The 22,646-nt window shown below is 72.5% G+C and carries 22 protein-coding genes; 9 read left to right on the top strand and 13 right to left on the bottom strand.

All coding sequences use genetic code 11. The annotated features are described in order from the left end of the window. Positions 1–10: 10 nt before the first annotated feature. Complete coding sequence (locus EU555_RS20430; RefSeq protein ID WP_135417076.1) at positions 11–1,258, bottom strand: thermonuclease family protein; 1,248 nt, start codon at positions 1,256–1,258, stop codon at positions 11–13. 118 nt (positions 1,259–1,376) lie between these two features. Further along, positions 1,377–2,183 carry a hypothetical protein gene (locus EU555_RS20425; RefSeq protein WP_135417075.1) on the bottom strand — a complete coding sequence of 269 codons (807 nt, stop codon included), beginning with the start codon at positions 2,181–2,183 and terminating at the stop codon, positions 1,377–1,379. A 407-nt stretch (positions 2,184–2,590) separates the two neighbouring features. Between EU555_RS20425 and EU555_RS20420 the strand changes: the two genes are divergently transcribed. The 3 genes from EU555_RS20420 to EU555_RS20410 all read left to right on the top strand — a co-directional run bounded on the left by EU555_RS20420 (position 2,591) and on the right by EU555_RS20410 (position 4,698). Next, complete coding sequence (locus tag EU555_RS20420; protein WP_135417074.1) at positions 2,591–3,502, top strand: lipid kinase; 912 nt, start codon at positions 2,591–2,593, stop codon at positions 3,500–3,502. Positions 3,503–3,516: 14 nt separating this feature from the next. Next, the gene (locus EU555_RS20415) at positions 3,517–4,257 is read left to right on the top strand and encodes a TerC family protein (RefSeq protein ID WP_135417073.1); all 741 of its coding nucleotides are present in this window, start codon (positions 3,517–3,519) and stop codon (positions 4,255–4,257) included. A gap of 237 nt (positions 4,258–4,494) precedes the next feature. Next, on the top strand, positions 4,495–4,698 hold the full coding sequence (locus EU555_RS20410; RefSeq protein WP_135417072.1) for a hypothetical protein: 204 nt from the start codon (positions 4,495–4,497) through the stop codon (positions 4,696–4,698). A gap of 119 nt (positions 4,699–4,817) precedes the next feature. On the opposite strand, the gene EU555_RS20405 is transcribed toward EU555_RS20410, so the two are convergent. The 4 genes from EU555_RS20405 to hemE form a co-directional block, all read right to left on the bottom strand. Continuing rightward, the gene (locus EU555_RS20405) at positions 4,818–5,588 is read right to left on the bottom strand and encodes an acid phosphatase (RefSeq protein ID WP_135417071.1); all 771 of its coding nucleotides are present in this window, start codon (positions 5,586–5,588) and stop codon (positions 4,818–4,820) included. A 4-nt stretch (positions 5,589–5,592) separates the two neighbouring features. Continuing rightward, on the bottom strand, positions 5,593–6,468 hold the full coding sequence (locus EU555_RS20400; protein WP_205820964.1) for an alpha/beta fold hydrolase: 876 nt from the start codon (positions 6,466–6,468) through the stop codon (positions 5,593–5,595). A gap of 11 nt (positions 6,469–6,479) precedes the next feature. Continuing rightward, entirely contained in the window at positions 6,480–6,902 is a 423-nt protein-coding gene (hemJ, locus tag EU555_RS20395) for a protoporphyrinogen oxidase HemJ (protein WP_135417070.1), read from the bottom strand. Positions 6,903–7,143: 241 nt separating this feature from the next. Next, positions 7,144–8,232: a uroporphyrinogen decarboxylase gene (gene hemE / locus EU555_RS20390; RefSeq protein WP_135417069.1), complete on the bottom strand. Its 1,089-nt coding sequence runs from the start codon at positions 8,230–8,232 to the stop codon at positions 7,144–7,146. A 558-nt stretch (positions 8,233–8,790) separates the two neighbouring features. Between hemE and EU555_RS20385 the strand changes: the two genes are divergently transcribed. From EU555_RS20385 to dnaQ, 5 genes are read left to right on the top strand one after another with little or no spacing between them, the layout of a single operon-like run. Next, the gene (locus EU555_RS20385; protein ID WP_135417068.1) at positions 8,791–9,621 is read left to right on the top strand and encodes a pyruvate, water dikinase regulatory protein; all 831 of its coding nucleotides are present in this window, start codon (positions 8,791–8,793) and stop codon (positions 9,619–9,621) included. 5 nt (positions 9,622–9,626) lie between these two features. Beyond that, complete coding sequence (locus tag EU555_RS20380) at positions 9,627–10,250, top strand: Maf family protein (RefSeq protein WP_135417067.1); 624 nt, start codon at positions 9,627–9,629, stop codon at positions 10,248–10,250. A 13-nt stretch (positions 10,251–10,263) separates the two neighbouring features. Beyond that, positions 10,264–11,127: a shikimate dehydrogenase gene (locus EU555_RS20375; RefSeq protein ID WP_135417066.1), complete on the top strand. Its 864-nt coding sequence runs from the start codon at positions 10,264–10,266 to the stop codon at positions 11,125–11,127. Continuing rightward, entirely contained in the window at positions 11,124–11,726 is a 603-nt protein-coding gene (gene coaE, locus EU555_RS20370; RefSeq protein WP_135417065.1) for a dephospho-CoA kinase, read from the top strand. Before EU555_RS20375 ends, coaE begins: the two co-directional genes overlap by 4 nt. A gap of 49 nt (positions 11,727–11,775) precedes the next feature. Then, positions 11,776–12,495: a DNA polymerase III subunit epsilon gene (gene dnaQ, locus EU555_RS20365; RefSeq protein ID WP_135417064.1), complete on the top strand. Its 720-nt coding sequence runs from the start codon at positions 11,776–11,778 to the stop codon at positions 12,493–12,495. A gap of 34 nt (positions 12,496–12,529) precedes the next feature. Here dnaQ and EU555_RS20360 read toward each other — a convergent pair whose 3' ends face one another. From EU555_RS20360 to gcvT, 5 genes are all read right to left on the bottom strand, one after another. Next, positions 12,530–12,925, bottom strand: coding sequence for a type II toxin-antitoxin system VapC family toxin (locus EU555_RS20360; protein ID WP_135417063.1), 396 nt, complete (start codon positions 12,923–12,925; stop codon positions 12,530–12,532). After that, entirely contained in the window at positions 12,925–13,167 is a 243-nt protein-coding gene (locus EU555_RS20355; protein ID WP_135417062.1) for a type II toxin-antitoxin system VapB family antitoxin, read from the bottom strand. The genes EU555_RS20360 and EU555_RS20355 overlap by 1 nt, the downstream gene beginning before the upstream one ends. A 174-nt stretch (positions 13,168–13,341) precedes the next feature. Continuing rightward, a complete protein-coding gene (gene gcvP / locus EU555_RS20350; protein ID WP_135417061.1) occupies positions 13,342–16,191 on the bottom strand; it encodes an aminomethyl-transferring glycine dehydrogenase in 2,850 nt (949 codons plus the stop codon). Between the two features lie 91 nt (positions 16,192–16,282). Next, positions 16,283–16,645, bottom strand: coding sequence for a glycine cleavage system protein GcvH (gene gcvH, locus EU555_RS20345; protein WP_135417060.1), 363 nt, complete (start codon positions 16,643–16,645; stop codon positions 16,283–16,285). Positions 16,646–16,660: 15 nt separating this feature from the next. Beyond that, a complete protein-coding gene (gene gcvT, locus EU555_RS20340) occupies positions 16,661–17,812 on the bottom strand; it encodes a glycine cleavage system aminomethyltransferase GcvT (protein WP_135417059.1) in 1,152 nt (383 codons plus the stop codon). A 352-nt stretch (positions 17,813–18,164) separates the two neighbouring features. Between gcvT and mdeB the strand changes: the two genes are divergently transcribed. After that, positions 18,165–20,897: an alpha-ketoglutarate dehydrogenase gene (gene mdeB / locus EU555_RS20335; RefSeq protein ID WP_135417058.1), complete on the top strand. Its 2,733-nt coding sequence runs from the start codon at positions 18,165–18,167 to the stop codon at positions 20,895–20,897. A 40-nt stretch (positions 20,898–20,937) separates the two neighbouring features. Here the strand turns inward: mdeB and EU555_RS20330 are convergent, their stop codons facing one another. Then, the gene (locus EU555_RS20330) at positions 20,938–21,681 is read right to left on the bottom strand and encodes an aspartate/glutamate racemase family protein (protein ID WP_135417057.1); all 744 of its coding nucleotides are present in this window, start codon (positions 21,679–21,681) and stop codon (positions 20,938–20,940) included. A 17-nt stretch (positions 21,682–21,698) separates the two neighbouring features. Continuing rightward, on the bottom strand, positions 21,699–22,430 hold the full coding sequence (locus EU555_RS20325; protein ID WP_135417056.1) for a GntR family transcriptional regulator: 732 nt from the start codon (positions 22,428–22,430) through the stop codon (positions 21,699–21,701). Positions 22,431–22,646: the final 216 nt, after the last annotated feature.

The following is a 22,646-nucleotide window of genomic DNA, read 5'->3' as shown; positions in this document are numbered from 1 at the left end:
GATCGCCGGGTCAGGGCTTGGCCCAGATCCCGAGCTTGCCGACGCGGGCATGGCGCTCGGCCTCGATCAGGTCCGGCGTCGCCTCGGGGGTGGCGCGGCCGCCGCCGTTGTAGAGCACCACCTCGGAGAGGTCGTGCCCGTCGACGGTGCAGATCCAGGCGGTGCGGGCGGGGCTGGGCTGGCAGTTCACCGGGCGACCGCCGAGATAGCCCGTCAGGTCGCTCGCCTGCGCGCCCTTGGCGGCCTCGACGCCGTAGAGGCGCAGGGTGCGCCCGCCGAGCCGCAGGGTCGCGGTGTCGAGCACCTCGGCGACGCCGGCGACCGGCCCGGTCGCCTCCGGCACCAGGGCCCCGGTCTCGCCCGGCTCGCGCTTCGCGCCCGGCTTCGCCTCGGCAGCCTTGGTGTCCTGGCCCTTCGGCACGGGCTTCGCCTCGGCCGGCCGCGCCTCCGCGGGCCTCGTTTCGGCGGGCTTCGTGTCAGCGGTCCTGGCTTCGGCGACCTTGGGCCCGGCGTCGGACGCGGTTCCGGTCCCGGATGCCTGCACGGTGGCCGCCTCGTGGGTCCGCTCGCCGCGCAAGGCCGCATAGCCGGCGCCGAGCACGACCAGCGCCCCGAGGGCGGCGTAGAGCGGGCGACGGGGCACGCCCCGGCCGGGCAGAGGCTGCCGCCGGGCGATCCCCGGCTTCAGCCCTCCGCCGGCCGGCGGAGGCGACGGCACCGGTGCAGGCGCCTGCACCGGGAGGACGGGCGCGGCCGGGGCGGCGGGCGCCAGCGCCGGGCGGCGCAGGCGGGCGCCGAGGCCGCGCAGGGTGTCCCGCAAGCGCCCGGCCCGGTCGGGACGGGGCGGTGTCTCCGGCCGCGTGGCGGGCTTCACCACGATCCAGTCCCGTGGGGCCTCCGCCGGTGCGGGAGCCGGATCGGGCGCAGCGGGGCTCGGGGTTGCCGGACCTGAATGAGGCGGGCTCGACGCCGGGCTTGGCGCGGGAGGGCTGGGGGCGACGGCCGGCTGGAACAGGTTGGGGTGCTGGCGGCGCAGCTCGTCGGCGAGGTCGCTCAGGGTCAGGGGCACCGCCTCGCCGCCGACCGGGCGGGTGCGCGGGCGCCCGTCCCGGTCGACGATCTGGTAGCCCGGCGGCGCGTCGAGGCTGCGCGTCGCGGATTCCACCAGGAGTTCGAGGGTGCGACGGGCCACCGCGACGGGGCGCTGCCGGTCGATCACCGCCCGGATCAGCGCCTGCAACTGCTCACGCGAGGTCATGTCCGCATCGTATCCCATCGTCCCCGGCAGCGGGTCCCGGCCGTCCGTCCCTTCAGCCGTTTCCCGGTGATGACCCGAATCTATGCCGGCGCGGGCGCCCTGTCACACCGCAACAGGGCTAGTCGCGGCTCGCCATCGCGTCGCGACGCACGACCCGGCTGTTCTCGGAGACGATCACCGGGCGCCCGCCCGCGAAGCTGACCGCGAGCTCCACGTCGACGGTGCCCTGCGAGCGCACCCCGCGGTCGGGGCTGAAGGCCGAGAAATCGACCATGGCCTGGACCCGGCAGACGGCGAGCCCGGCATTGCAGGCGGTGCGCAGGGAATCCGGCCGCGGCCGGTAGCGCCGCTCGGGCCAGCGCTGCACGAAGCGGCGCTTCTCCGACATCAGGCTGGCCACGCTCATCGGCCGGCCGTGGAAGACGACCTGGCTGCCGTAGAATCCCGGTGCCTCTGCCAGCATCGCGCCGTTGGCGCCCGAGATCGACGCCATGTAGTCGCGGGCGAGGCGCTGCGAGGCGACCGCCCAGTCGCGCATCTGGTCGTCCGACACCGCGACCGGAGCGGGCGCCGGGATCTGGACCGGCAGCGGCCGCACGGCCCGGGCGAGCCGCGCGGCGCGGCGGGCTTCGGTGGCGGCGTGGATCCCGCTGCGGGCGGGCCGGCGCACCTCCTCGGCGACGCGGCGCGGCGCGTGGGCCTTCGGATGAACCGGCGCCTCGGCCCGCGGGGCCGGCGCCGGCTCGAATCTCGGCGCCTTCGGGGCGGGCGCCGCCGCGGGGGGCGCCGCGGGAGGCGCAGCCGCGCGCGTCGGCGGATCGACCCAGCCCTGGGCCAGGGCACCGGTGGACAGGAGGGCGGACAGGCCGAGGCCGAGCAGGGCGGCCGGCGAGGGGGAGAGGGAAGGCCGGGACAGGGCAGACATGGCGGCGGCACCGGGAAGGACCACGATCAGGCAAGGGAACGTTCGGTGCTGCGGTTACGGTTCCATTGCGGATGCGAGGACGGGCACCGCCCTCCCCGATACTCCCGCTGCGCACATGCCTTGACCTCGCCTCGACCTCGCCCGCCCGGCGCGCGGCGGTGCGAGATCGGTGCTTCGTACGCAGCGGAACCCTTGCCAAGGGCGGCCGCCACCCCACCTCAGGGACGTCCCCGGGTCCGGGCCCCTCTGGCGGTTCGAGGCGTCGACCGCGATGTCGGACCCCTTCTCTGCCTTTGTGCTGACGCGGCACGATCGCACTGGAGGGCCCGCAGCCTTGCGCGTCATTCCCGTTCCTCATTCGGCCAATCCGGCCGCCCTCGCCGCCGCACGCCCGGCCGGAGGCGCCGATGTCGGGCGCTGAGGCGAGCCGGCGGGCCCTGCTCGTCGTCAACACGAAGGCCCGCAACGGCGGCCTCGACCTCGAAGCCGTGAAGGGCGTCCTGCGCCGCGGCGGCATCGAGCCGGTGGAGCCGCCACCCGGCGAGAGCGACTGCAAGGCGCTGATCCACGCCCACGCCGCCACCTGCGACATGGTGATCCTGGGGGGCGGCGACGGCACCCTGAACGCCGCCGCGCAGGCGCTGGCGGAGGCGCACCTGCCGCTCGGCATCCTGCCGCTCGGCACCGCCAACGACCTCGCCCGCAGCCTCGGCCTGCCGGCCGATCCGATCGAGGCGGCGGAGGTGATCGCCACGGTGCCGGCCCGGCCGATCGATCTCGGCTGCGTCAACGGCCACTACTTCTTCAACGTCGCCAGCATCGGCTTCTCGGCCGATCTCGCGGGCGAGCTGACCGCCGACCTGAAGCGCCGCCTCGGCACGATCGGCTACGCCGTGGCGGCGTTCCGGCTCTTGCGGCGGGCGCGGCCGTTCACGGTCTACATCGAGCATGACGGCACGGTGGAGACGGTGCGCACGATCCAGGTCTCGGTCGGCAACGGCCGCCACTACGGCGGCGGCATGACGGTGGAGGAGAACGCCACCGTCGATGACGGCCTGCTCAACTTCTACAGCCTCGAGGTCGCCCATTGGTGGCGGCTCCTCGCCCTGCTGCCGGCCCTGCGCCGGGGCACGCAGGGCAAGGCCGCGGACGTGCGCGCCTTCCAGACCACCGAGGTGGTGCTGCGCACCCGCAAGCCGCGCCCGGTCAACACCGACGGCGAGTTGACCACCTACACCCCCGCCCATGTGCAGGTGCTGCCCAAGGCCGTCCAGGTCCACGCGCCGCCGGCGCCGGGCCGCCCGTCGATCTTTCCGTAAGAGGACCGTCCACCGTGGAATCCCTGATGCAGCTGGCCGCCGACCCGACGGCCTGGGCCGCCCTCGCGACGCTCGTCGTCATGGAGGTGGTCCTCGGGATCGACAACCTGATCTTCATCTCGATCATCACCAACAAGCTGCCGGACGAGCAGCAGGCACGGGCCCGGCGCATCGGCATCGGGCTCGCGCTCATCCTGCGCCTCGCCCTGCTCGGCACCGTCGCCTACATCGTCCACCTGACCCAGCCGGTCTTCGAGATCTTCGGCAAGGGATTGTCCTGGCGCGACATGATCCTGATCGCCGGCGGCCTGTTCCTGCTCTGGAAGGCCACCAAGGAGATCCACCACAGCCTCGATCCCGATCCGGAGGAGAAGGCCGGCGGCAAGGCATCGCTGGGCTTCACGGCGGCGATCGGCCAGATCCTGCTCCTCGACCTGGTGTTCTCGATCGACAGCATCATCACGGCGGTCGGCATGACCGAGCACGTGCCGATCATGGTGATCGCGGTGCTGGCCGCCGTGACCGTGATGCTCGTCGCCGCCGATCCCCTGTCGCGCTTCATCGCCGCCAACCCGACGGTGGTGATGCTGGCCCTCGGCTTCCTGATCATGATCGGCATGACGCTGATCGCCGAAGGCTTCGGGGCCCACGTGCCGAAGGGCTACGTCTACACCGCCATGGCGTTCTCGGCCGGCGTCGAGGTGCTCAACATCCTCGGCCGCCGCGCCCGGCAGGCCAAGCGCAAGGCGGCCTGACATCCGCCCGCGGGGCCGCCCTGGCGGCGGCCCCGTTTCCCCTCGTGCGAGACCACACCGCAATCCTGCCTTCGTCCTGCGAAGGTCACACCGTCCCCGGAACGGTGTGGGACTGGACGACGGCAGGACGCGGGCAAGTCCGGGAGGCCAACGACATGCCTCTCTGCTGCTCCGATCGTGACGTCGCCGACGACGATGATTTGGCCGACAGTCACGATCCTCGAATGGAGCAGTCCCATGAAGACCTTGTCCGCCCTCACCCTGGCCGGCCTGATGCTGGCGACCATGAACACCGGCGCCTCGGCCTGGTACTGCCGGGCCAACGGCTACGGCGGCAGCGGCTGGGCCCGCAGCGACAGCCGCGAGCGGGCGATCTACCTCTCGCTCTACCAGTGCTCGAAGCGGGGCTCGGGCTGCCGCATCAACGCCTGCATGCCCTGACGCCAAGAACCCTCGCGCCAAGAAACCTTGCGCCAAGAAACCTTGCGCCAAGAACTCTCGCCCGCGCCCGGCCGGGATCGCGGCGCAGGCGCGCGCCGGGCGCGGCACGGCCGCCTCGATCAGGGCGGGTGCGCCGCCTGGTCCTCGCGGGCGCAGAGGGCCGCCTCGGGGGCCGCCCCCTCGGATCCGGCGGCGAGCTCGGCCCGGGCGCGGTCGAGATCGGCCCGGAAGGCGGGGCTGCCGACGAGCGCGGCGAAGAGCGCCGCGCCGGTGCTGCGGCCGGCCTCGACGTCGCTCGCCCAGTGCACCCCGCAGACGATCCGGCTCTCGCCGTAGATCCGGCCGCGGCGCAGGATCGGGGCGGCGCGCTCCGGCATCAGGGCGGCGAGGACGAGCCCGAAGGTCCAGCCCTCGGTGGCGTGGCCGGACGGATAGGCGAAGCTGCGGTCGAGGGCCTCCGTGCGGTCGACGCAGATCGGCGCGTCGTTGCCGAGATGCGGCCGGAGCCGCGCGAAGCGCGCCTTGGCGTTCCGCACCACCGCCACGACGTCGCGGCGCAGGCGCGCCAGCAGCTCGGCCAGGGCCGGCACGCGGGCGGGGTCGAGCCGCCGGCCGATCGCGCAGGAGAAGTCGTCGAGGAGCCGGGGAACGCCCGAGGCGACGTCGGCGACGGCGAGGTGCCAGCGGGACGAGCCGGCGAGGTCCCGGGTCGCCGCGTAGATCGCCGCATCGGCGGCTTGCGCGGCGCTGCCCGGCCGGGGCGGCGCGGGCAGCGCGGCGGCCACGTCGAGGGCGCCCGCCGCGAGGTAGGGCTCGCGGGCCGGGTCGGCCGAGGCCCCGGCCGCGGCGAGCGCCAGAGTCAGGGCAGGGACGACGAGGCGCGCCCGCATCGGCTCACGCCTCCGCGGTGAGGATCGCGGCCGCGACCGCCTCGGGGCATTCCTCGTGAGCGGCGAGCGCCCCCGGGATCTCGACGCTGCGCACCCGGCCGGTCCCGGCGAGCGCCGTCATCTCGGCGCCGGAGCGGCGCGGCGCAGCCTTCGGGCGCAGCATCGTCACCGGCGGCAGGCCGGGGCCGAACAGGGCGAGGAAGTCCTCCCGCGTCCAGACCGGGTCGAGCCCGCCGGTCACGAAGGCGGCGGTGCCGAAGCGGGCGCGGGGCTGGTGCGTGACCCGCCGCTTCTCGGCCAGCACCGCCGGGGTGACCCGGGCCGGATCGGCATAGACGTGGGCCCGCATCATCCGGGCGACGACCGGCGTGCTGACGTTGAGGCGGTAGAGGAGGTTGCCCACGACCGGCGCCTCGACCAGCCGGCGCAGGCGGCCGAAGAGCGGCCGGCGCTCCTCGCCCATCGCGGTCGGCAGCGGCCCGCGCCAGGTCGGCGCCACCAGGACGAGCCGCCCGAAGGCGCCCGGATGGCGGGCGGCCGCGGCGACGAGGTAGCCGGCGGCGTGACCGGCCGCGACCCCGAGCGCGTAGGGGCCGGGCTCCTGCGCCAGGAGGGCATCCAGGAAGGCGTGCAGGGTGTCGGGCGCGAGCGGCACCCGGGCCCGGGGTTGCGCCCCGAAGCCGGGCCAGTCCGGCACCACGCAGCGGTGGCGGGCCGACAGCCGCGTCGCCAGGGGCCGCATCTCCTCGCGGGTGGCGATGGAGGAGAGGGCGGGCAGCAGCAGGGCCGGCGGGCCGGCGCCGATCCGGTCGACCGGCAGGCTGAAGGAGCGCCCGGCCAGGGTGAGGGAGAGGGTCCGCGTCTCGATGGCGGGCGCCATGGTCGTCTCCGTCAGAAGGGCTTGACCACCGCCAGGATCACGATGCCGATCATCAGCACCGTCGGCACCTCGTTGAGCACCCGGTAGAACGTTGGGCTGCGGGCGTTGCGGTCGGCGGCGAAGTCCTTGACCATCCGCGACAGCCAGCCGTGGATGCCGCTCATGGCCAGCACCAGGGCGACCTTGGCGTGGAACCAGCCCTGGCTGTAGGCGCCGCTCATCACCGCGAGCGAGATCCCGAACACCCAGGTGGCGATCATCGCCGGCAGCATGATCGCCTTGGCGAGCCGCCGCTCCATCACCTTGAAGGTCTCTCCTTGAGCCGAGCCTGCCGGCACCGCGGCGTGATAGACGAAGAGGCGCGGCAGGTAGAGCATCGCGGCCATCCAGGCGATGAGCGACACGACGTGGGCGGCCTTGATCCAGAGATACACGGTGGGATCGTCCCTTTCGGAGGATGTATCGATCGCTTGATTCAGTTCATCCCACCCGCGACCTCATCCTGAGGTGCTGCGCAGCAGCCTCGAAGGAGGGTTCCAGGGATCGCAGAGTTATCTGGAGCCCTCCTTCGAGGCTCAGCGATCTCCGATCGCCGGCACCTCAGGATGAGGTCGCGGGTGGGATTGTCGCGAACCCAGGGGTGTGGACGCGCCTCCGCGCCGAACCCGTGCCCCCTCACCCCCGCAGCCGCGCCAGCATCCGCTCGACATTCGCGATCGGCGTCTGCGGGGTGATGCCGTGGCCGAGGTTGAAGATGTGGGGCGTGCCGGCGGTGGCCGCCCGGATCGCGTCCACGGCCGCGTCCAGCGCCGCGCCGCCTTCGATCAGGGTCTCGGGGTGGAGGTTGCCTTGCGTGACCACCGAGGCCGGCAGGCGGGCGCGCAAGGAGCGCAGGTCCACCGCCCAGTCGACCCCGACCGCGTCGGCGCCGGTCTCCTCGGCGACCCGGGCGTGGCCCTCGAGCCCCGAGCCGCGGGCGAACACGATGATCTTGGCGCCGGGCACCCGGGCGCGGATGCCGGACACCATCCGGGCGATCGGGGCAAAGCTCCAGCGCGCGAGGGCATCGCCAGGCTCGCCGGCCGGCACGTCCGGCAGGGCGCCGGCATGGCTCTCGAAGATCTGCACCGCGTCGGCGCCGGCCTCGAACTGGCGCACCAGGTACTCGGTCGAGACCGCGACCAGCCGGTCGATCAGGGCGTCGAGGAGGGCGGGGTCGCGGGCGGCGAGTGCCCTCGCCGGCGCCAGGTCCGGCGTGCCGCGCCCGCCGATCATGTAGCTCGCCACCGTCCAGGGCGCGCCGCAGAAGCCGAGCAGCGTCGTCTCGGGCGGCAGCTCCGCCCGCAGGCGCCCGACGGTCTCGAAGACCGGCGCGAGATGGCGCATCACCCGCGGGTCGCCGGCCTCGATCAGCGCCTCGAATTCGGGCCGGCCTGCCAGGGGATCGAGGCGGGGCCCCTCCCCTTCCACGAAGCGCACGTCCTGGCCGAGCGCATGGGGGACCACCAGGATGTCGGAGAACAGGATCGCCGCCTCGAAGCCGAAGCGCCGGATCGGCTGCAGGGTGACCTCGGTGGCGAAGTCGGGGTTGTAGCACAGGTCGAGGAAGGAGCCGGCTTCCGCCCGCACTGCTCGGTATTCCGGCAGGTAGCGCCCGGCTTGGCGCATCATCCAGGCCGGCGGCGGCGACAGCGCCTCGCCGCTGAGCACCCGCAGGAGCGGCCGCTCCGCGCTTCCCCGTCCGGCTCCCGCGGTCCCGCCCATGCCCCAGCCCCCCGAAAACCGTCTCGCCTGCCGCCGCGTCGGCGGATCGCTTCCCTATGCCGAGAACCGCCGCGCCGCGCCAGCCCGGCGCGTCGTCGCGACCCGGGCGGGTCGCCGCGACCCTGGCGGTTTTCCGCCCCCACGCCAGGCCTCTGAAAAGAAAAGAGAGATTCTAGGACTCTGTTTTTTCTGTTGGGGGCAGGCGTCGCGGGGCTCCAGGCCCGTCCACAGCCCGTCCCCACGGCCGGTGCGTTAAGGGGGCTTTAACAGGTTTGCTCCATTGTCGAGGGATCACGAGAGTCGCGAGGGGCTTGGGCCCCGTCGGACCCGAATCGGCGGCCCCGCGTCCCGGATTCTCCCACGGACAGTCCGCCACGAGTGTTAACGGCCGGCCTGTTGAGGCGTGAAGCCGTTAACCCACACCCCTCGCGCCTGGACCTCGCTTCGTCGGCGCATTATCCACATCCATCGACTCCGCGCGACCGATCGGTGGACGACACGCCGGGCGCCGGATTCGACATGCGTCTGCCGCGCCCGCGGCGAGTCCGGGGAGCCCGCGTGGTCCGCAGCTACTTCCACCTCCACCTCGTGTCGGACTCCACCGGCGAGACCCTGATCAATGTCGGCCGCGCGGCAGCGGCCCAGTACGAGGGGGTCTCGGCGATCGAGCACGTCTACCCCCTGGTGCGCTCCGGCGCGCAGCTCGAGCGGGTGATCAACGAGATCGAGCAGGCCCCCGGCATCGTGCTCTATACCCTCGTCGGGCGCGAATTGACCGAGCGGCTGGAGGAGGCGTGCCGGGCGACCGGCTCGCCTCTGCTCTCGGTGCTGGAGCCGGTGCACCAGCTGCTGCAATCCTATCTCGGCACCCACTCCACCGCCCGGCCGGGCGCGCAGCACATGCTGAACGCGGAGTACTTCAAGCGCATCGACGCGATGAACTTCACGCTCGCCCACGACGACGGCAACCTGCCGGTCGACCTCAACGAGGCGGACGTGATCCTGCTCGGGGTGAGCCGCACCTCGAAGACGCCGACGGCGATCTATCTCGCCAATCGCGGCCTGAAGACTGCCAACATCCCGCTGGTGCCGGGCGTGCCGCCGCCGCCGGTGCTCGAGACCCTGCGCAAGCCCCTCGTCGTCGGGCTGATCGCCTCGCCGGAGCGGATCGTGCAGATCCGCCAGAACCGCCTGCTCAGCCTCAAGGCCGACGATTCCTCCTCCTACGTCGACCGCGACGCGGTGGCGGACGAGATCGCGACCTCGCGCCGGCTCTTCGCCCGCAACCGCTGGCCGGTGATCGACGTCACGCGGCGCTCGATCGAGGAGACGGCGGCGGCGATCGTCGACCTCCACCGCGAGCACCGGCTGAAGTTCATCGCCAGCTAGAGCCGATGTCGCAGTCTTCCCCCTCCCTCTGGCGCGGCGCGGCGCCGCTCCTCCTCGCCTCGACCAGCCCGACCCGGCGCGCGCTGCTCGCCGCCGCGGGCCTCGACCCCGAGACCCGGGCGCCGGGGGTGGACGAGCGCGCCGTCGAGGCGCAGGCCGAGGGCCTCCCGCCCCGGCGCCTCGCCGAGCGCCTGGCCGAGGCCAAGGCGGCGGCGGTGGCGGCGGGCGCGCCCGACCGCGTGGTGATCGGGGCCGACCAGGTGCTCGACCTTGACGGCACGGTCTTCCACAAGCCCGCCGACCGGGACGGGGCCGCCGCCCACCTCGCCCGCCTGCAGGGGCGCACCCACGCCCTGCATTCCGCCGTGGCGCTCACGATCGGCGGGGCGGTGGCCGAGGTCTTCGTCGCGACGGCGCGGCTGACGATGCGGCCCCTCGATGCGGCCGGCATCGCCGCCTATCTCGACGCCGCCGGCCCCGCCGTCACCGGCAGCGTCGGCGCCTACCAGCTCGAGGGCCTCGGCATCCATCTGTTCGACCGCGTCGAGGGCGACCACGCGACCATCCTGGGCCTGCCGCTGCTGCCGCTGCTCGCGTCGTTGCGCGCGCACGGGTTGCTGGCATTCTGAGACGACTTTTTCGATGACGACCCCGTACCCCCGCGCCTTCGTGGTCGGCCACCCGATCGCCCATTCCCGCTCGCCGCTGATCCACGGCCACTGGCTCGCCGAGCACGGCCTGCCGGGTTCGTACACGCGCCTCGACGTCCATCCCGACGCCTTCCCGGACTTCGTCCGCAGCCTCGCGGCCGAGGGCTTCGTCGGCGGCAATGTCACGATCCCCCACAAGGAGGCGGCATTCCGCCTCGCGCACGGTCTCACCCCCCGGGCGGAGCGGATCGGCGCCGTCAACACCCTGTGGTTCGAGGACGGGCTCCTCCACGGCGACAACACCGACGCGCCGGGCTTCCTCGCCCATCTCGACGCGAGCCTCGGCGCGGGCTGGCCCGAGGCGACGGGCGTCGCGAAGGGCCGCGCCGCCCTGGTCCTCGGCGCCGGCGGGGCGGCCCGCGCCATCGTGGTCGGGCTCCTCGAGCGCGGTTTGCCCCGCCTGATCGTCGCGAACCGCAGCGCCGAGCGGGCCGAGGGTCTCACCGCCCTCGATCCGGCCCGCATCACCGCTGTGCCGTGGGGCGCGATGCCGGCGCAGCTCCCGGAGACCGGGCTCGTCATCAACACCACCGCCCTCGGCATGGCGGGCCAGGACCCGCTCGCCCTCGACCTCGCGCCGCTGCCCGCCGAGGCGGCGGTGGCCGATATCGTCTACGTGCCGCTCGAGACCCCGCTGCTCGCGGCCGCGCGGGCTCGCGGGCTTGCCGCCGTGGACGGCCTCGGCATGCTGCTGCACCAGGCGGTGCCGGGCTTTGCCCGCTGGTTCGGCCTCACGCCCTCCGTGACGCCGGCCCTGCGCGCCCGCATCGTCGCCGATCTCGAGGGTCACGGGTGAGCCCGCCGGTCGTCCTCGGCCTCACCGGCTCGATCGGCATGGGCAAGAGCGCCACCGCGGCGATGTTCCGCGCCCGCGGGGTGCCGGTCCACGACGCCGATGCCTGCGTGCACGCCCTCTACGGCCCGGACGGAGCGGCGGCCGCGGCGATCGGCGCGGCGTTTCCCGGCACGCTCGCCCCCGACGGCGCGGTCGACCGCGCGGCGCTACGCAAGGCGGTGCTCGGTGACCCCGAGCGCCTGCGCCGGCTGGAGGCGCTGGTCCATCCCCTGGTGCGCGACGCCCGGGACGATTTTCTGCGCCGGCATGCCGCCGCGCCGCTCGTCGTGCTCGACGTGCCGCTCCTGTTCGAGACCGGCGGCGAGGCGGGGTGCGACGCGGTCGCGGTCGTCACCGCGCCGCCCGAGGTGCAGCGCGCCCGGGTGCTCGCCCGGCCGGGCATGACCGAGGAGGCTTTCGCGCAGATCCTCACGAAGCAGATGCCCGACGCCGAGAAGCGCTGCCGCGCCGACTACCTGATCGAGACCGACCGGGGCTTCCCCCACGCCGAGGCGCAGGTCGACGCGGTGATCGCCGCCGTGACGAGGCGGGCCGGTTAACGCCTCGTCGCTACAGAGATCGCAACCGTTCTCTTGAGGGAGCCGCACGATGCTGCGCGAGATCGTCCTCGACACCGAGACCACCGGCACCGAGGCCAAGACCGACCGGCTGATCGAGATCGGCGGGATCGAGCTCCTCAACCACATCCCGTCGGGGCGCGAGTTCCACCGCTACATCAACCCGCAGCGGCCGGTCTCGGAGGGCGCGTTCCGGGTCCACGGCCTCTCGGACGCGTTCCTGGCCGACAAGCCGCTCTTCGCGCAGATCCTGCCCGAGTTCCTGGACTTCTGCGGCGACGCCACCCTGGTGATCCACAACGCCGCCTTCGACGTCGGCTTCCTCAACGCCGAATACGCCCGCCTCGGCGACAAGGCGCCGCCGGCGATCGAGCTGGCGTCCGTCGTCGATACGCTCGCGCTCGCCCGCCGCAAGCATCCGGGCGCGGCCAACAACCTCGACGCCCTGTGCTCGCGCTACGGCATCGACAATTCCCGCCGCACCAAGCACGGCGCGCTCCTCGACGCGCAGATCCTGGCCGAGGTCTATATCGAGCTGCTCGGCGGCAAGCAGACGACGCTCGGGCTCACCGTCGAGGGCAATACCGGCCCGGCCGGCCCGTCGTTGCGCGCCGCCCCGGTCGCGCACGGCCCCCGCCCGACCCGCAGCCGCCTCACCGACGCCGAGCGCGCGGCGCACGCGGCCTTCGCGGCGGGGCTGGGGGAGAAGGCGATCTGGCGGGATTACGTGGGGGATGGGACGGCGGGGTGAGAGGATATCCGGAGATCGTTCTCCGGATCGGGAATCAGGCGGCCGGGATGTCGGTCAGGGGAAAGTCATTGCCTTTGAACAGGAGCGGCATTCGGTAGATCCGGGCGCATGCATAGGCGAAGCAATCTCCGAAGTTGAGCCCGGCGGGATGTCGGCCCTTCCCGAAGCGGTCGAAGGCCTCGATTGCGCCGTCGGCCGCCTCGGGAGGCACGGTGACCACCTGGATCGACGCGAGCGCGAGATAGTCGCGAACCGCCTGCTGCGCGTCAGGAAGCGGCAGGTCGAGGATGCGGGCGAGCGCGATCGTGGTCTCCCAGACCGCCAACGGTGAGGTGAGTCGCTGACGGGCCTGCTGCAGGCGCGCGACGAGGGCAGAGGCGTCCGGCTCGCCGGCGAGAATCGCCGTCAGCGCAGAGGCGTCGACGAGCATCACGGGTCCCCGTACAATCCGTCGAGGAAGGCCTTGTCGGCTGGCCGGGGATTCGGGCCGGCCCGCTCCCGGAGCCCGCGGGCGAAGGCGATCGACTGAGCGACGAGGTCGCGCTCGCCCCTCTCGCGGTCGAGTGCGCCGCGCAGCGCTTGCCGCACGGCCTCTGTCTTGGTGACGCGCTTGAGGGACGCCAACTCCTGAGCGAGAGCGTCGACCTCCGGATCCTTGACGAAGAGCGCCATATCTATCCCGAGCGGATATAGAAGATATCCCAATGAGGATATCCAAAGCGGGATGCAGCGCCAACCCTGCATGGCGTGAACAGAGGCGAGCTTTACGTCGAGGTTCAAGTCTCCGACGCGGCTTGAGCCGGTGGCGCCCGGCCCCTTTGAGGGTCGGGCGCCACGGACGTCGTCCTACTCCGCCGCCTTCATGTAGCTCTCGACCGGCGGGCACGCGCAGACGAGGTTGCGGTCGCCATAGGCGTTGTCGACCCGGTTGACCGGGGGCCAGTACTTGTCGACCCGGAAGGCGCCGGCCGGGAAGCAGGCGGCCTCGCGGGAATAGGGCCGCTCCCAGGGGCCGATCAGGTCCTCGACCGTGTGGGGGGCGTTCTTGAGCGGGTTGTCGGCCCGGTCCATCCGGCCCTCCTCGATCGCCCGGATCTCCTCCCGGATCGCCAGCATGGCGTCGCAGAAGCGGTCGATCTCGCCCTTGGTCTCCGACTCGGTCGGCTCGATCATCAGGGTGCCGGCGACCGGCCAGCTCATCGTCGGCGGGTGGAAGCCGCAATCGATCAGCCGCTTGGCGATGTCCTCGACGCTGACGCCCGCGCTCTTCATCAGCGGGCGGGCGTCGATGATGCATTCGTGCGCCACCCTCCCGTGGGTGCCGGTGTAGAGCACGTCGTAGGCGCCGGCGAGGCGCGTGGCGATGTAGTTGGCGTTGAGGATCGCGATGCGGGTCGCCTGCGTCAGCCCGCGCCCGCCCATCAGCAGGCAGTAGCTCCAGGAGATCGGCAGGATCGCGGCCGAACCGTAGGGCGCGGCCGAGACCGTGAACTCGCGCCCATCGGTCTCCGGATGGCCGGGCAGGAACGGGATCAGGTGCGCCTTGACGCCGATCGGCCCCATGCCGGGCCCGCCGCCGCCATGCGGGATGCAGAAGGTCTTGTGCAGGTTGATGTGGCTGACATCGGCCCCGATGTCGCCGGGCCGGGCGAGGCCGACGAGGGCGTTCAGGTTGGCGCCGTCGAGATAGACCTGGCCGCCATGGGCGTGGGTGATGTCGCAGATCTCCCGCACCGCCTCCTCGAACACCCCGTGGGTGGACGGGTAGGTGATCATGCAGGCGGCGAGGTTGGGTCCGTGCTTCTCGGCCTTGGCGCGGAAATCGGCCACGTCGACGTTGCCGTGGCGGTCGGCGCCGACCACCACCACGTTCATGCCGCACATCTGCGCCGAAGCCGGGTTGGTGCCGTGGGCCGAGGACGGGATCAGGCAGACGTTGCGGTGCCCCTCCCCGCGCGACAGGTGGTAGGCGCGGATTGCCAAGAGACCCGCATACTCGCCCTGGGCGCCTGAATTCGGCTGCATCGAGATCGCCGCGTAGCCGGTGATGTCGGCGAGCTTCTGCGAGAGATCGGCGATCATCTCGGCGTAGCCCTCGGCCTGGTCCTTCGGCACGAAGGGATGCAGCTCCGAGAATTCCGGCCACGAGACCGGCAGCATCTCGGCCGTGGCATTCAGCTTCATCGTGCACGAGCCGAGCGGGATCATCGCCCGGTCGAGGGCGAGGTCCCGGTCGGCGAGGCGGCGCATGTAGCGCGTCATCTCGCTCTCCGCCCGGTTCATGTGGAAGATCGGGTGGGTCAGGTACTCCGACGTCCGGATGAGGTCCGCCGGCAAGCGCGGCTCGGGCCAGGATTCGTCGTAGGTCAGGCGGTCGCCCCCGAAGGCGCGCCACACTGCCTCGATGATGTCGGGCCGGGTGCGCTCGTCGACCGTGATGCCGATGCGGTCGGTGCCCACCTTGCGCAGGTTGATGCCGTTCGCGACGGCATTCTTCAGGATCACGCCCTGGAACGGGCCGACCGTCACGGTGATGGTGTCGAAGAAGGCGTCCGGATGGGTCTCGAAGCCGAGCTGGTTCAAGCCCGCGGCGAGGCGCGTCGCGTCGCGGTGGATGCGCATCGCGATCGCCTTGAGCCCGCGCGGCCCGTGGAACACCGCGTACATCGAGGCGATGACAGCGAGCAGCACCTGGCTGGTGCAGATGTTCGAGGTCGCCTTCTCGCGCCGGATGTGCTGCTCGCGGGTCTGGAGCGAGAGCCGGTAGGCGCGGTTGCCGCGGGCATCGACCGAGACGCCGACGATGCGCCCAGGCAGCGAGCGCTTGTGGGCGTCCCGCGTCGCCATGTAGGCGGCGTGCGGACCGCCATAGCCCATCGGCACCCCGAAGCGCTGCATCGAGCCGACCGCGATGTCGGCCCCCATCTCGCCCGGGGGCTTGAGCACCGTCAGCGACAGCGGATCGGCCGCCACCACCGCGATGGCACCCGCCTCATGCAGCTTGGCGATCACGTCGGTGAAGTCGTGGGCCGCACCCTCGACGCCCGGATACTGGAAGATCGCGCCGAACACCGCCGCCGGATCGAGGTCGGTGAAGGGGTCGCCGACGACGATGCGCCAGCCGAACGGCTCGGCCCGGGTCTTCAGGACCGCGATGGTCTGCGGCAGGCACTGCGCGTCGACGAAGAACGCGTCGGGCTTGGCCGTCGCGATGCGGCGCGCCATGCCCATCGCCTCGGCGGCCGCGGTCGCCTCGTCGAGGAGCGAGGCGTTGGCGATGTCGAGCCCGGTCAGGTCGCTGACGCAGGTCTGGAAGTTCAGGAGCGCCTCGAGCCGGCCCTGGCTGATCTCGGGCTGGTAGGGCGAATAGGCGGTGTACCAGGCCGGGTTCTCGAAGATGTTGCGCTGGATCGCCGGCGGCATCGTGGTGCCGTGGTAGCCCTGGCCGATCAGCGAGGTCAGGAGCTTGTTCTTGTTGGCGGTGGCGCGCAGGCGCTCGATCGCCCGGCGCTCCGACAGCGCGGCGCCGAACTCGGTCGCGTCCTTCTGGCGGATGCCCGCCGGCAGGGTCTCGTCGATCAGGGCGTCGAGGCTCTCGGCGCCGACCACCTCCAGCATGCGGGCGATCTCGTCCACCGACGGGCCGATATGGCGGCGGTTGGCGAAGTCGTAGGGGTCGTACTTGTCCATCGGCATGAAGGGGGTGCCCTGGTCGGAGCCTTGTCGAGCGGCAGAAATGGGAGACGGCGGGACCGGCTGGGCCCCGCCGTCGCTGTGTTCGGGACGGTCAGCCCAAGAAGGCGCGGTAGGCCGCCTCGTCCATCAGGCCGTCGAGCTGCGACGGGTCCGAGAGGCGCACACGGTAGAGCCAGCCGCTGCCCTGCGGGTCGGTGCCGACGCTCTCGGGGTTTGCCACCGCATCCTCGTTGACCTCGGTCACCTCGCCGTCGACCGGCGCGTAGACGTCGGAGGCCGCCTTGACCGACTCCACCACGGCGGCGGCGGCGCCCTTGGTCAGCGTGGCGCCGACTTTCGGCAGCTCGACGAAGACGAGATCGCCGAGCTGCTCGGCGGCGTGGTCGGTGATCCCCACCGTCGCCACGTCGCCCTCCAGGCGCAGCCACTCGTGCTCGTCGGTATATTTCAGCATGAACGAACTCCTGGTTCAGGAACGCTTGAAGCCGGCGGGGCGGAACGGCAGCGGCACCACCGCGCAGGGCAGGCGCTGGCCGCGCACCTCGGCGAAGACGGGCGTGCCGGGTACGGCGAGCGCGCTCGGCAGCACCCCCATGGCGATCGGACCGTCGAGGCTCGGCCCGAAGCCGCCGGAGCTCACCCGGCCGACCGCCTCGGTCGCCTCGGCGGTCGCGTAGAGCGCGGCGCCCGCCCGCACCGGGGTGCGCCCCTCCGGCCGCAGGCCGACCCGCAGCCGCGCCGGCCCCTCCGCCAGTTCGGCCAGGATGCGCTCGGCGCCGGGAAAGCCGCCGGCCCGGGCGCCGCCGAGGCGGCGCACCTTCGGGATCGCCCAGGACAGGCCCGCCTCGACCGGCGAGGTCTCGTGGTCGATGTCCGAGCCGTGCAGGCACAGGCCGGCTTCGAGGCGCAGCGAATCGCGGGCGCCGAGGCCGATCGGCTTCACCTCCGGGTCGGCGAGCAGCGCGCGGGCGAGCGTGACGGCAGCCTCGGCCGGCAGCGCGATCTCGAACCCGTCCTCGCCGGTATAGCCGGATCGCACGACGACGCCGTCCTCGCCCGCGAAGGCGACGGTCCGGGCATCCATGAACCGCATCTCGGCCACAACGGCCAAGTGGCGGGCGAGCGCGGCTTCCGCCCCGGGGCCCTGAAGCGCGATCAGCGCCCGCTCGATCGGCTCGACCGTGCATTCCGTGCCGATCGCGTCGAGCAGGTGCGCGAGGTCGGCGGCCTTGTTGGCGGCGTTGACGACCAGGAGGTAATGGTCGTCCAGGTTGGCCAGCATCAGGTCGTCGAGGATGCCGCCGCCCTGCGTGGTGAAGAAGCCGTAGCGCTGGCGCCAGGGCTTGAGCCCGACGACGTCGACCGGCAGCACCGTCTCGAGGGCCCGGGCGGCGTCGGCGAGGTCGCCGGAGCGGGCCCGCACGGCGATCTGGCCCATATGGGACACGTCGAACAGCCCGGCCGCCTTGCGGGTGTGCAGGTGCTCCTTGAGCAGCCCGAGCGGGTATTGCAGCGGCATCCTGTAGCCGGCGAACGGCACCATCCGGGCGCCGACCTCCTGATGCAGCGCGTGCAGGGGGGTCTGGAGCAGGTTGAGGCCGGCGGCCGTGTCGGCATTCATCGTGAGGCGGCGTCCCGAGGCAGGCGCGGGCGCACGATGGGCGGCGACCCGGCCTCCCGTGCCGAAGCGGCTTCGACGAGGGGACAGCGACGGGAAGGCCGGCCCCGCACGGCCCGACTTCGCGCGGGACCTTAGGACAAAGGTGCCATTGACGCTACCCGGTGGGCGTGAGCGGCCGCGCATTGCATGGCGGGTCGAACCGAACGGCACAGCGGCCCAGCGCGGCAAGAACGACCGCGCACGCCCTCTCCCGCGAAAATGTTTTGCGCCAGCGGCCGAACCGGCGGCAAACGAAGCAGCATCTTCCGCGACCGGGGGACTATCCTGGCGCGATCCAAGGGAGGACGAGGCCATGAGCGCGAGCGCCAAGCCGATCCCGGCCGTGCCGGTCAACGAGAACGAGCGCCCGAACGGGCAGGCGATCCTGGGCCCGCGCGGCGTGGCCGATCCGGATCCGGCCGAGACCGCGGACTGGCTCGCCTCGCTCGAATCGGTGCTCCGCCACGGCGGCGCGGCCCGGGCGCGCTTCCTCCTCGACCGGCTGGAGCAGAAGGCCCGCGAGATCGGCGTCGTCGAGGAGGCGCCGCCCTACTCGCCCTACCGCAACACGATTCCGCTGGAGAAGCAGCCGCCCTATCCGGGCGACCTCGGGGTCGAGGAGCGCCTGACCTCGATCATGCGCTGGAACGCCCTCGCCATGGTGGTGCGGGCCAACATGGCCTATGGCGAACTCGGCGGCCATGTCGCCTCCTACGCCTCGGCGGCCGAGATCTTCGAGCTCGGCTTCAACCACTTCTTCCAGGCCGGCGACGCGAGCGGAGCGGGCGCCGACCTCGTGTTCTTCCAGCCGCACTCGGCCCCCGGCGTCTATGCCCGCGCCTTCCTGGAAGGGCGGCTCTCCGAGACCAACCTGAAGCACTACCGCCAGGAGATCGCCGGCGAGGGGCTGTGCTCGTACCCGCATCCCTGGCTGATGCCCGAGTTCTGGCAGGTGCCGACCGGCTCGATGGGCATCGGACCGATGAACGCGATCTACCAGGCGCGCTTCATGCGCTACCTGAGCGACCGGGGGCTGGCGGAGACCGCCGGCCAGCACGTCTGGGGCGTGTTCGGCGACGGCGAGATGGACGAGCCGGAATCGATCGGCGCGCTGACGCTCGCCGCGCGCGAGAAGCTCGACAACGTCACCTTCATCATCAACTGCAACCTGCAGCGCCTCGACGGGCCGGTGCGCGGCAACGGCCAGATCATCCAGGAGCTGGAGAGCGTCTTCCGCGGCGCCGGCTGGAACGTCGTCAAGGTGCTGTGGGGCTCGGAGTGGGACGCGATCTTCGCCCGCGACACCAACCACGCCCTGCTGCGCCGCTTCGCCGCTACCGTCGACGGCAAGTACCAGACGCTCGGGGCCAAGGACGGCGCCTACAACCTCGCCCACTTCTTCGGCGAGGACGAGGAGGTGAAGGCGCTGGTCTCCCACATGTCGGATGCCGACGTCGACAAGCTCAAGCGCGGCGGGCACGACTTCCGCAAGCTCTACGCGGCCTTCGCGGCGGCCAAGGCCACCAAGGGCCGCCCGACCGTGATCCTGGCCAAGACCAAGAAGGGCTACGGGATGGGCGGCGCCGGCGAGTCGCGCATGACCGCCCACCAGGCCAAGAAGCTCGACACCGACGCCCTCAAGGCGTTCCGCGATCGCTTCGCCCTGCCGCTCACCGACGCGCAGGTCGAGGGGCTGGAATTCTACAAGCCGGACGAGAACAGCCGCGAGCTGCGCTACCTGCGTGAGCGGCGCGAGAAGCTCGGCGGCTTCCTGCCCAGGCGCCGGCGCACCGCCGCCCACGTCACGGTGCCGGACCTCTCGACTTACGCGGGCTTCGCGCTCGAGGCCGACGGCAAGGAGATGTCGACCACCACCGCGGCGGTGCGGCTGTTCAGCAGCCTGATCAAGCACAAGGAGCTGGGTCCGCGGGTCGTGCCGATCGTCGCCGACGAGGCGCGCACCTTCGGCATGGCCAACCTCTTCCGTCAGGTCGGCATCTACTCGCCGCTCGGCCAGCTCTACGAGCCGGAGGATGCCGGCTCGATGCTCTACTACCGGGAGTCCCGCGACGGGCAGCTCCTGGAGGAGGGCATCACGGAAGCCGGCGCGATCTCGTCCTGGGCCGCGGCCGCGACGTCCTACAGCGTCCACGGCCTCGCGATGCTGCCGTTCTACATCTACTACTCGATGTTCGGCTTCCAGCGCGTCGGCGACCTGATCTGGGCGGCGGCCGACCAGCGCGCCCGCGGCTTCCTGATCGGCGCCACCGCCGGCCGCACCACGCTCGGCGGCGAGGGCCTGCAGCACCAGGACGGGTCGAGCCACCTCGTCGCCGCGACGATCCCGAACTGCCGCGCCTACGACCCGGCCTTCGCCTACGAGATGGCGGTGATCCTTGACCACGGAGCCCGCGACATGATGGAGCGCGACGTCGATGCGTTCTACTACGTCACGGCGATGAACGAGAACTACGCCCAGCCCTCGATGCCGGAGGGCGTGCGGGACGGAATCATCCGCGGGATGTATCGTTTTGCCGGCTACGGAGATGGTGAGCCGGCTATTCGTCTCCTCGGTTCCGGGGCGATCCTGCCGGAGGTCATCGCCGCCGCGAAGCTTCTCGCCGACGAGTTCGGCGTCTCCAGCGAGGTCCACAGCGTCACGAGCTTCAGCGAACTCGCCCGCGAGGCCCGCGAGGTCGAGCGGTCGAACCGCCTGAATCCGGGCCTGCCGCAGAAGCGCAGCCTCGTCGAGGAGGCGCTCGCCGGCCCCGCGCCGGTGGTCGCCGCCACCGACTACGTCCGCGCCTTCCCGCAGCTGATCGCGACCGCGATCCAGGCCCGCTACGTGACCCTCGGCACCGACGGCTTCGGCCGCAGCGACACCCGCAGCGCGCTGCGCGCCTTCTTCGAGGTCGACCGGCACCACGTCGCGGTGGCGGCGCTCTCGGCGCTCGCCGACGAGGGCAAGCTCGACCGGGCGAAGGTGGCCGAGGCGGTGGCCCGCTACGGGATCAGCCCGAACCGGCCGGCGCCCTGGACGGTGTGACGGGGGTAGCGGCGCGTCCGGCAGGACGCACCGCTCGGTCTCAATCCGTATGGGCGATCCGGGCCGCCAGGGCCGGGGCCAGCCCGTGGCTCGGCTTCGGGTCGGGGCGGCGGAAGCTGCCGGCGGTTGCCTTGCGGGGCGCTTGCGCCACCAGCGCCTCGGCGAGCTTCACCGCGGCCACCACCTGGTCGACCACCGGCACCGGCAGCCGCTCGCGCACCCGGGCGGCAAGGCCCGACAGGGGGGCACCGGCGAAGATCAGCACGTCGGCGCCGTCCTCCGCCACCGCCGCGTTGGCGAGGTCGACAAGCTGCGCCTCCTTCTCGTCCTGCACGTCGGAGAGTGAGGCGAAGCGGCCCTCCAGCGAGCGCACGCCGGCGCAGCGCTGTGCGAGGCCGTGGGCCTCGATGCAGTCCTCGTACCAGGGCACCAGGGCCCGCGCGAAGGTGACGAGGCCGAAGCGCCGGCCGAGCATGCAGGCGGAGAGCATCGCCGCCTCGGCGAGTCCGACGACCGGATAGTCGAACAGCTCGCGGGCGCCGAGCAGGCCCGGATCGCCGAAGGCCGCGATGATGGCGGCATCGACCGGCGGCGCCTCGGCCAGCATCTCGAGGACGATCGCGCCACCGATCTGGGCCTCGGCCCGCGTGGCGATGTAGGGCACGCCCCGCGGCGCCGTCGCCGTCAGGATCTCGGTGCCGGGGGCGGCCGCGGCGGCGCCGGTCGCGCGCATCAATTCGGTGACGTCGCGGCTGGTGTTGGGGTTGAGGAGCAGCAGGCGCATCGGCGGTCTCTTCACGGTCAGGCGGCGTCGGGCGCGACGTCGGGTTCGGCGAGGCCAGCGAGCAGCGCCGTGCCGGTATGGCCGACATGGTCGGCCAGCAGGCGGCCGGCGCGCGGGGCGTCGCGGGCCTCGAGCGCGGCGAGGATCGCCCGGTGCTCGGCGACCGATTCGTCCCAGCGCGCCCGGCTGTCGAGGGCGCGGCGTCGGGCGATCTCGGCCCGGGCGTGCAGCGCCTCGTGCGCCTCCCGCAACGGGGTGTTGCGGCCGGACGCGACGATCAGCGCGTGGATCTGCTGGTTGAGGGCGAAATAGGCGCCGAGGTCCCCGGCCGCGTGGTGCGCCTCCATCTCGGTCTGGAGGTGCCGCAGCCGTGCCAGCTCCGCCGGGGTGATGCGCTGGGCCGCCAGCTCGGCTGCCGCCCGCTCGATGGCGGCGATCGCCTCGAACAGCTCGGTCACGGCATCCGGCCGCAGCTCCGCCACCCGGGGCGAGCGGTTGGGGCGAAGCTCCACCAGGCCTTCGACGGCCAGCAGCTTCAGCGCCTCGCGCAACGGCGTGCGCGAGATGCCGAGCGCCACGGACAGCTCGGTCTCGACGAGCGCCGCGCCCGCCGGCAGCGTGCCGTCGACGATCAGCGCGCGCAGGCGCTGCGCGGCCTGATCGTGCAGGCCGAGCCGCGGCCGCAAGGCCGCGGCCTCCAGCAGCACGGGCTTGCGCGGGCGCCCGCGCGGGCGCCGGACCGGATCCATGCGGGGCCTCTCCCTCGTTGCCGCGTCGGATCCGGACCATAGCCGCTCCGGACGGCAGCGGGCGCATCAATTCCAGGCAATTTCTGCCGTATGCCTCGGCATTTGGCATTAATTGCATGCAGAGCGCGAAAAATTCATTGCGCCGGGTCAGGAGCCGTCCCACGCTGGCCTCGCGGCGGTTCGAGACCGAGCCGCCAGAGCATTCGCGGCGTCCGT

The sequence above is a fragment of the Methylobacterium nonmethylotrophicum genome (assembly GCF_004745635.1).
In the GTDB taxonomy this organism is placed as follows: Bacteria; Pseudomonadota; Alphaproteobacteria; order Rhizobiales; family Beijerinckiaceae; genus Methylobacterium; species Methylobacterium nonmethylotrophicum.
This window is presented reverse-complemented; position numbering and strand designations above follow the sequence as displayed.